Below are 9,303 nucleotides of genomic sequence, written 5' to 3'. Positions count from 1 at the left end.
CCAACGCGAAGACTTGGCGCTCCTGCCATTTTTTCAATGTATGGAATAAACTCTGGAAACGCATCAAACAAGGCTTCACCCTGATCGAGCTGTTCGATTGCGGCAGGTAAACGGTGTGTAATGGGTGGATCAGTATGTCCAAATAGTGATTGACCAATCCAAGCTGGGCCCTCGACCTGCGCCTTTGATTGCAATGCACAAATTCGTAAAAACGCATACTGAAAAAGCTGATTACCAAATCTTCCTAGCTTCCCCAGTGATGACATCGTGAGTACAGATTGCTCAGACGAAGAAGTGTCTGTTGCTGTAGTCTCTGTTGGCTGATTGAGAGAATTTATAGCGCGAAAAACTTGATCTGTCTCACTGCGCTTGGAATACTTTAAATCTTTATCCAAAGCTGCCTCCCGTTTATCGCTTACTATTAGAACTTGCTATCACAATGATTTGAGCAATAGGGTTCATCAAGCTGTATTCTGATCCAGGTTATGCTGCAGCACGGCTAAATCTTCAGCGTCGAGTTCGACCGGAACGCCGCTACGAATTAGTTCGGCAAAATTCTCATTCGGCACCATTACAGTAATCACGTACAGTCGCTTTGCTCCAGTATTGCGGATTTCATGAACTGCGGTGGGTGGCACGAGCAAGGTATCTCCGGAGCGAATCGCAACTTCTTTACCATCACAAACTGCAATGCCTTCACCTTTCAGCACAAAAAACGTCTCGACTGCAAACTGATGCCGATTAGGTGGCGTTTTTCCACCAACATCAAAAATCTCAATGCAATACGTAATCGATAAATTAACACTGGCTGGATCAAAAACGATCGCTAACCGATTCGTGGCATCTGGACTGATACGGTAAGCTTGATACTCGTACGGTGATTTAAACACTGGAGTGACACAAGATTGATTCATTGGAGCCTCCACAAGATTACTTTTGTAATTGATGATTTAGAATTGCTGTTTTGCAAGTCACGTATTTTTCGCGTCATAGTGTTCTATCGCTACACAACAGCCACTCACTTGGCACTGACCAGAGCAAATCCACGTGTTTTATCAGACTCGGAATCTGGGGTCGCTATCGCTTTCCACAGCTCTTCTGCTCTTACCCAAACAGGTGGATATTTATAGCGAGACACATCCAAAATCAGAAAGCGATCGCTGAGTTGATGGTAAGCAGCAACGGGAGAAATATGTCCTGCTTGTTTTTGATTAATGGCTTGACGCAAATAGTTAACCACTACAAAGTTATTGGGTTCTTGTAAGTTTTTGCTGACTAGATTGCGAAACTCATCTAGTGTGACGTCGCTACCATAATGCACATCTGCTTTGACTGAGTAACTGACTAAAAACTGCCTCAAATGATCTAACGTCATGCCTCGAAATGAAAGTTCGAGTGGCGATCGAATTTGTCGCATTTGGTCATTAAAGACATTATCCTGAGTAAACGTGTGAGTATTTCCTAGCTCAGGTGCAGCGGGAGCTGGAATTGAAAGAGCATTCAGCACCATGACCATACTAGCAATCCCACAATAAGCTACATTTTTTTGTGTCACAAAATAGGTGCTGAGTGGCAAGTAGTCCTGCTGTGCAGTGCTGGTTAATAGTAACTGTTCACCCTCTGTGGAATTGAGTGGAATCAGATTTGAAGAGACTGGAAGTGTCTTAGAGACAAATCGTCCGCTTACTAGGGAAATACCTACCAAAAATGCTAATGCAGGCATCGCGATCATCCTTGAAAATGAGAAAAGTTGCTTTTTCCATAGCCATCATTCATTCATTGATCGACACGTGCACAGATATGGAGATGTAATTCTTTCCTACCCATCATTTCCGCAATACAACTCGAAATACCACAGAACTGAACGTACACTCAAATTGCTAATATTCCATCTGATTCTGCCGCCATTTCGAGCCTTCCATCTGTTTTCGCCGCCACTCTGATCCTTCAGCAAAACCTCGACGGTAGTAAAGAAAGATGCTGAGCAACCAATGTTGAGACACAGGAAAGCACTCTAGTACGCCATTCTTCCAGCCCCAGCAGTAGAGCTTGTATAGGGAACCCATCTTTTGAGTTTGCATTTCACCACTCTAATTATTTAAGTTTGCTACAGTAATCAGTCTCGAATTGTCATTTTCTTTCAGAAGTTGCGCCAGTCCGTACCAAAACTGCTGCACGAAACCATGTTTTACCCTTGAGTGTGGGATTGCCTAACGATCGCCTCAGTCGCTGCCATCAATTGTGCATTTTGATTCTGAGCTTCAGACCTAAAAAAGGCGACGACTGCCTGCATATCCTTCGTATTAATGGGTAGACCAAAGCTGGCTTTGGCTCCAAACGCTTTAGCAATTTGATGGCGTAAAAAATAGGATTCCGATTGGGCAGAGACATCCATAATCCATTCTGTTGTTTGTGATGCCCAAACTCTTCCCGGTAATCCTTCACCAATCCGCAAAATAAATTTCTCGCTGCAATAGCGGAACTGCTTCCAGGCAAGCTGACGATCGTCATCCAGTTGAGCGCTGACGTACCAGGCTGAACTCAGTTCTAGAATTGGGCTATCTAACTGAGGTAACCAAACCTCACCATACTCCCAGTCGGTTGTTTGACAAACCTGTTGGAGAATGCGAGTGAACTGGTCAGTATATTTGGATAGTTCATTACTCGATGCAGAATTTAATTCAACCATAGAATCTCTAATGGATAGACCTGTGGGAAGAGCCAAAAATCAATGCAAGGCACAGAGCGAGCGTCATTCAGAAGCAGTTAATGAAAAGGACATTGCTTTGGCTGTGAGTCACCAAGAACAGACGGAGTGGAAGGAGGTCGATTGCTGTTTTCTCGTTTCCAGGGTACAGGCTGTTGAAAAAAATTAGGTTTGAGGCAAACATCTTGCATCTCCTGGTGAAACACCTGCATGGTAGAAGCAGACATTGGCGGCACAATTCTTCCCCAATCTGCAGGCACGATGCGTCCAGCATCGGCTTCTCGCTGCCAGTGCTGCATGAACTGAGCAGACGCCGTGTGATGATCGACGATCTTGACCCCACAGGCGATAAACGAATGCAAAACGGCTCGATTCAGTTCGATTAATGCCTGGTCTTTCCACAACGAGAGTTTTGAGCGTGTATTTAATCCCATTCGTTGGGCAACCACAGGTAACAGGTTGTATCGCTGCTCATCTCCAAAATTGCGGGCAGCAATTTCAGTGCTCATGTACCACCCGCTAAAGGGCGCGCAGGAATAGGAGATACCGCCAATCTCTAATCGCCAGTTTGAAACGGCGGGAAGCGCGTGCCATTTGAGTCCGAGTTCTGCAAACCACTCATAGTCAGGATGTGCAATTGGGACTTCCATCACCGCTTCTTTTGGCAGTTCAAACCACTGAGGCTTCTCTCCCGGCATTTGAATGACTAACGGTAAGACATCAAATGGAGTTCCCTGTCCTTTCCAGCCAAGGTGTTGACACAGTTCGGTGAATTCCGCTTGCTCAGGGTCACCGATGATTGAGCCATCGGGTTGACGATATCCTGCATAGCGAATCAGTTGTGAATTCCAAATGCGAATTCCAGATTGTCCCGGTGCAACGGGTGCAAAGATACTAATGGTGGAACGAATGTTGCCGCCGTTGGTTGCCTGATAAAGATGATCGACGATCGCAGCAAAGATTTCCTCTGCGGTGGTGAGATGGCGTAGATCTCGCACGTTGAGCGTTTCCCAAAAAATCCGTCCAATGCAACGGGTGCTATTGCGCCAAGCCACTTTGGCACCATAGATCAATTCCTCCTCCGTCTGCCAGTAAGTGTGCGACCCTTGCGGTATCTGTAAAGCAGCGCGCCCATACTCGCGGTAAATCTCTGCAAGTCGCTTTTGCAACTGCAACTCTGATAATGACTGCTCTTGATACAACAACCGCAGATAGTCGATTGCTTCGAGCAACAGGGTTGGCAGCGATTCTGCCTCTGCAATTTGTTCGCGGATCTGATTATTGCTGAGTTTCATGAGGGTATGAGGGCTATTCAATAGAAGCAATTGCTGTTTCAGGAGAGTTGGTTGCAACAGAACTCTGAGGTTCTTGCAAGAGAAAAGCACATAAGCTGGCACAAATTAGAGCTGTGATGCCCATGCTGTAGAACAGCGTCTGAGCATTGCTGAGGCTGTAGAGCAGCAAATAAATCACACCGCCCACATTGCCATAAGCACCGACACTGCCCGCGATTTGTCCAGTTACAGGCTTGCGAATGAACGGCACTATGCTAAAGGTTGCTCCGGCTCCGGCTTGCACAAAATAGGCGGAGAGCATCATTAGCCCGATCGCGACAGTGAGGTTTGAGCCAGCATCCAGCTTGCCCATGAGCAAATAGCCGATCCCAATCCCGATTGTGAGTCCTGTCATCGTCCATTTCCGGCTGCCAGCGCGATCGCTAATCAATCCACCGCTCGGACGAGACACTAAATTTAAAACTGGATAAGCCGTTGCGACTAAACTTGCTGTCACCGGATTCAGTCCAAAGGTTTGTTCAAACCAAGTTGGTAAGATTGATATCACGGTAATTTGAGAGCCAAAGTTCGTCAGATACGTGAAGTCAAGCAGGGCGATTTGTCGGACCTGATACCGTTCGTTTAGCGGATAGTGCTGACTCGGTTTTAGAAACTCCGAACTAAAGGGATTGAGCGATCCCACGATTTCTCGATTGATCTGCCAAGCTTTGTAGAACTGAACTGCATACAATAACCCCAAAAACAGCCAGATAAAATGCGCTTGCTTGAAAGTCAAGAATTGAATGTTGTTTTGAGCCAGTGAGTAGGTTAGCAATCCCAGCGATATGAGCAATCCTAAATCCAAAAGTGATATTGCCCAAAAACTACGCTGGCTGGTGACTTCTAACCCACCATGTCGCTTCGGACGCTGGTACACCTCGTCCGGTGGGGTGTCTTGCGTATAGCGCCAATAAATAATGCTGTAGATTGCAGTTACGAAACCAATCGTAGCGATCGCCATCCGCCAGTTCAAGCTTCCGCCTGTGAAAGATGCGATTGCCACGGCTAACACTGGCAGACAAAACTGAGCGGCGGCTGCACCAAAGTTACCCCAACCGCCATAAATCCCCTGCGCCAGACCGATTTCTTTAAATGAAAACCATTCGGCAACCATGCGAACACCGACCACAAATCCGGCTCCCAGGATGCTGTTAATCAAACTGCTCCAAACCAGCTGATTAAAATCGTGTGCGGTTGCCGTCAGCCAGCAAGGCACCACAGCAAACATGAGCAATGCCGAAAACGTTAATTGTGGACCATAGCGATCGAGCACCATACCAATCACAATACGAGCGGGAATGGTCAGCGCTAAATTGCAAATGGCTAAGACTTTCAATTGTGGTGATGTGAGGTGCAGTTCACGCTGAATCGTTGTAGCAAAGGGAGCAACGTCAAACCAAACCACAAAAGAGAGAAAAAAAGCGAACCAAGTGAGATGGAGAATGCGGTAACGATTGCGAAACGAGAATAAAGTTCTCAGCATGGTTTGCTCCTCAAGCAGTAGCTAAGGCAAATTCTTTTCAGCACAATGTTCATTCATTGCTGATTTAGATTGAGCTAGCGTTTATAGCAAGTAAGCAATACCGCGATAGATCAACTGCGGTCTTGCTATAGCGGTCTTCTGAAAATTTTCTGAAACTATTGGGCGATCGCAGAGTGATGGTTTCTGCTTCCTTGAGGATATGGTTTCTGCTTCCTTGAGGATTCAGTTGGTATGGATTGCCGCGATAAATGAGTGTGACTGGAGTAACGCTCATGAGCTCAGGTTGAATAGACTGATTAACTTCGTGATTAGCACCGCGATAACAAAGTTTCATGTTTTTATCTCCCTGATACAAATATGTCAAAAGGCAATACAAGTTTCTTTGATTCTCATCAACTACGAAATTGATGACCTTCTATTAACCTCTCAGATTAAAGCTCTAGAAATTATGCAAGACTTTCAAAAATCTATATTTGGAGCTAGAGATGATATATTTTTAGAAGAAATTCTCTACCTTTCGACTGATATTTGTTCAATAATAAGGAATTTGCTCTCAACTGTTGTTCAAGTTTCTAGTATTGCAAAACATACCAGCTCACTATCCGTCTTCTATACAATAGGCTTTCAATTTGTCGGCAAACTTCGCCAAACATGGACTGTAGAAACTCGTTAGTGTAGAAACATTGATCTCTGACTTTGCAGCAATTTCCTTCCAAGATTTTCCATCAATTCGCTGCAATACCAACGTCTGGAAATTAGTATCTGGTTTTTGTCCAATGCATTCTTGCCTAAAAAGGTTTTCTCGATCGAGTTCAATACACTCTTTAATCAAATCAATTAATGTTGGAGATTCTGTAGGAGAAGCAATGTTATCTAACTCAGATAGTGTTATACGTTTTATCTGTTGTTGATCAATCACTTTTGAAATTGCGTCTCTAAAAAATCGTCGTTTCAACAAAACATTCACCCATGCCATGACCGATCCCCGATCGGGTTCATATTCGTCGATGTTGTAACAGACATAAGCTAACAGGTCTTGCACTGCTTCGTTATAAATATCCTGGTAAACACCCACAAACTGTTTCGATTGCGGACGGCAAAGCTGACTAGAATTCAGAATTCGATATACTAAGCTAGTCAACGCTAATTGCCGCTCTGGGGCTGATGGTAGATGTTGTTGGGCTATTATAGCCAACTGCTTGAGGTGTTCATTAAGCAGATCTTCTACATCCATGTAAAACCTTAGAAGTTATCAAACACACAATAGAGAGTGTTGAGGTTGCATCATTTCTTCTACAAACCTGATGAATATCTCCACTATAAAAAGTCACACTTGTCTTATTAACCTTTGGAGTGTAGTGAGTTTCAATGCTCGACTTCTTGTAGATTCTTACGATGATTTGTCACATTCTTATGGTTTTAGCGCACCCGCTTCGGCTTCGCTTTCATCAATTGGGCCAGATGACAGAAGCAACAGGTCGCTGACAAACTTCAGGCGATCGCACACGACTGGCAGAAGCAGTAGCAATCAATCTTACTGTCCCGTCTTCAGCCATAACCCAACCTTGCGCTTCCACGATCGCCCCTGCTTGTGCCCCATCATCTTCTCGACTCAGTGGCGCAGGCGCACTCTCTTGCTCATCCAAGGTGGACCATTCTGCAAATGAGTCATCCCCAACGAGCGGATCGAGCGGACTGCTTGGTATACCGCCCCGCCCGGTTACGACAAACTCACCTATGAGTGCTTCTGCACTTGAACAAGTCTGCGTAATCTGAGTGGAGGCATCCACGACTTCGACGGGCAGTTCGACCAGCCCACGTCTGGGGTCAACATCGGGGAGGGTGATATCGACAGTTCCCTGTACCCCTCGTTCTGAACTTGCAGTGATATCGTTGGTCAGTGGGCTCTCCTGCGGTTGAGCGGCAATGCCAAACAACCCTTGGGACGTAATGTCAACGTTACCACCACTGCCTGTGAAAGCGTTAGCTAGAATATCGCTGTTTTTGTTGGGGAAAGCCACAATGAAATCCGCGTCGATGTTGATATCGCCGCCGTCTCCACCTGCGCGCTCGGTGCCAGCAGTGGTGGTAATGAGGCTATTGTTGCTTAGCTGCAAGAGTTCAACATTGCGTAGGGTGATGTTTCCCCCATCGTCCGCAACGGTTTCCGCCGTAATACGCGCTCGATCGTCTAACTGCACACGAGAGGCTGTGATATTAACACCTCCCCCAATGCCGCTGCCCTGGCTGTCTACTGCAATTCTGGCGCGATCGAACACCTGCAACTGGTCGGTAGTGATTTGAATGTTTCCACCTGGAGCCGAAGCCCCAGGTGCAGTACTGGCATATAAGCCACTGGCGTTTCCTTGAAGACTGATGGGTCTGTTGTTTGTCACACCAGAGAGCGTGATGCGATCAGACACGTTGAGGATGATGTTGCCCACTCGTCCTTGGTTATTGCTTGAGGTGTTTACCTGTGCTCCTTCGCTCGCCTCAAATGTATTGGCGTTGACGGTAATGGTTCCGCCTGGAAAGCGATTCTGAGTTGAGGAAAAGATGCTGCCGCCATCGGCGAGGCGAACCGAATTGGCAGCAATCCTCACATTTCCGCCGCGTCCTTCGGCACCTACCTCCGTACTGGTAAAAATTCCACTTTGAAGTAGCAGTGACCTCTGCTGTCTTGTCCCTTCCAAGGAGACGCGATCGCGGGCGCGAATGGTGACATTGCCTGCATCGCCTTGTCCGAGTGTGCTGGTAATTAGTTGAGCACCATTCAGGGAGAAGGAACCTGTGTTGATGCGGATATCGCCACCGTTGCCCGTAGCCCCAGGACTAACGTTACTCAAAATTGAGCTACCGTCTAAAGTAATGCGATCGCGCACATTGAGAATCACATCGCCTGCATCGCCTTGTCCAAAGACAGTGGTTAGCAGTTGTGCCCCATTGGTAAGCGATAGTGAGCGGGTCGTGATTTCAACGTTGCCGCCATCGCCCACAGCCGCTTCGTTCTCCTCAAAATCGCCGACAATACTAACGATAGCACTCGGAGCGTCCAAGCTGGGAATCGTTCCATCCAGGGAGACGCGATCGCGAGCATGAATGATGACGTTGCCTGCATTCCCTTGGGCGAAGGTGATGGCAGCGACTTGTCCAGCATCGGTAAGCAACAGGGAGTTGGTCGTGATTTCGATGTTGCCACCCGCACCGACAACAGGCGTATTTGCGCTGGAAGGCTCGACACTACTGAAAATACCACTAAACCGTAAGGCGACGCGATCGCGAGCATGGATGATCACATCGCCAGCATCACCTTGTCCCGCTGTGCTGGTACCAATTTGTGCAAAGTCGGTCAAGGAGAGTGAATCTGTAGTGATGCGAATGTCGCCGCCATTACCCACACCACCTTCATCAACTAGATTAATAATCGTGGTGAATACTCTTCCACGAATGGTGCTGGCGTTGAGCGTAATGTCTCCTGCTTGAGTGCCCACCAAGCCGGAGTTGCTGCTAATGCCTGCCGACAGAAAACCGATAAGAATCTTTAACTCTCTAGCATTCACGGTGATACTACCGCCACCATTGCCTATCACGTCGATGAACGCACCCCTCAGAAACACATCCGATCGCGCCACTTCCGCTGGAAAGCTTATACCAATTCTCTAAAGCCCGGCTACAGATAGAGCATCTAAAATAGACTGCCGCCCCACAATTGAGGCAACCACTTCTGGTGTTAGTGCGCCGAGTTGTTCTTTCACCTGCTGGCGCAATTGGTCTAAAGT

The 9,303-nt window shown here is 46.9% G+C and carries 9 protein-coding genes and 1 pseudogene; all 10 read right to left on the bottom strand.

Annotated elements, in window-relative coordinates:
• A pseudogene (locus H6G00_RS12210) lies at positions 1-395 on the bottom strand (alpha-1,2-fucosyltransferase); the annotation flags it as partial.
• A gap of 66 nt (positions 396-461) precedes the next feature.
• Positions 462-914, bottom strand: a complete 453-nt coding sequence (locus tag H6G00_RS12205) for a cupin domain-containing protein (RefSeq protein ID WP_190796931.1) — start codon at positions 912-914, stop codon at positions 462-464.
• A 104-nt stretch (positions 915-1,018) separates the two neighbouring features.
• A complete protein-coding gene (locus H6G00_RS12200; protein WP_242042245.1) occupies positions 1,019-1,723 on the bottom strand; it encodes a phytochelatin synthase family protein in 705 nt (234 codons plus the stop codon).
• Positions 1,724-1,880: 157 nt separating this feature from the next.
• Positions 1,881-2,081: a hypothetical protein gene (locus H6G00_RS12195; RefSeq protein ID WP_190796929.1), complete on the bottom strand. Its 201-nt coding sequence runs from the start codon at positions 2,079-2,081 to the stop codon at positions 1,881-1,883.
• A 107-nt stretch (positions 2,082-2,188) separates the two neighbouring features.
• Positions 2,189-2,689, bottom strand: a complete 501-nt coding sequence (locus H6G00_RS12190) for a GAF domain-containing protein (RefSeq protein ID WP_190796928.1) — start codon at positions 2,687-2,689, stop codon at positions 2,189-2,191.
• Between the two features lie 77 nt (positions 2,690-2,766).
• On the bottom strand, positions 2,767-4,002 hold the full coding sequence (locus H6G00_RS12185) for a nitric oxide synthase oxygenase (protein ID WP_190796927.1): 1,236 nt from the start codon (positions 4,000-4,002) through the stop codon (positions 2,767-2,769).
• Between the two features lie 13 nt (positions 4,003-4,015).
• Positions 4,016-5,524 (bottom strand): NarK family nitrate/nitrite MFS transporter, encoded by a 1,509-nt coding sequence (locus H6G00_RS12180; protein WP_190796926.1) that lies wholly within the window; start codon positions 5,522-5,524, stop codon positions 4,016-4,018.
• A gap of 64 nt (positions 5,525-5,588) precedes the next feature.
• Positions 5,589-5,858 (bottom strand): DUF4278 domain-containing protein, encoded by a 270-nt coding sequence (locus H6G00_RS12175; protein ID WP_190796925.1) that lies wholly within the window; start codon positions 5,856-5,858, stop codon positions 5,589-5,591.
• A 264-nt stretch (positions 5,859-6,122) separates the two neighbouring features.
• Positions 6,123-6,758: a sigma-70 family RNA polymerase sigma factor gene (locus tag H6G00_RS12170; RefSeq protein ID WP_190796924.1), complete on the bottom strand. Its 636-nt coding sequence runs from the start codon at positions 6,756-6,758 to the stop codon at positions 6,123-6,125.
• A gap of 214 nt (positions 6,759-6,972) precedes the next feature.
• Positions 6,973-9,156 carry an S-layer family protein gene (locus H6G00_RS12165; protein WP_190796923.1) on the bottom strand — a complete coding sequence of 728 codons (2,184 nt, stop codon included), beginning with the start codon at positions 9,154-9,156 and terminating at the stop codon, positions 6,973-6,975.
• Positions 9,157-9,303 lie beyond the last annotated feature (147 nt).

The sequence above is a fragment of the Leptolyngbya sp. FACHB-541 genome (assembly GCF_014695875.1).
Taxonomy (GTDB): Bacteria; Cyanobacteriota; Cyanobacteriia; order Elainellales; family Elainellaceae; genus JAAUTN01.
Note: the sequence above shows the minus strand (reverse complement) of the source record. Positions and strands in the feature narration are given on the sequence as shown.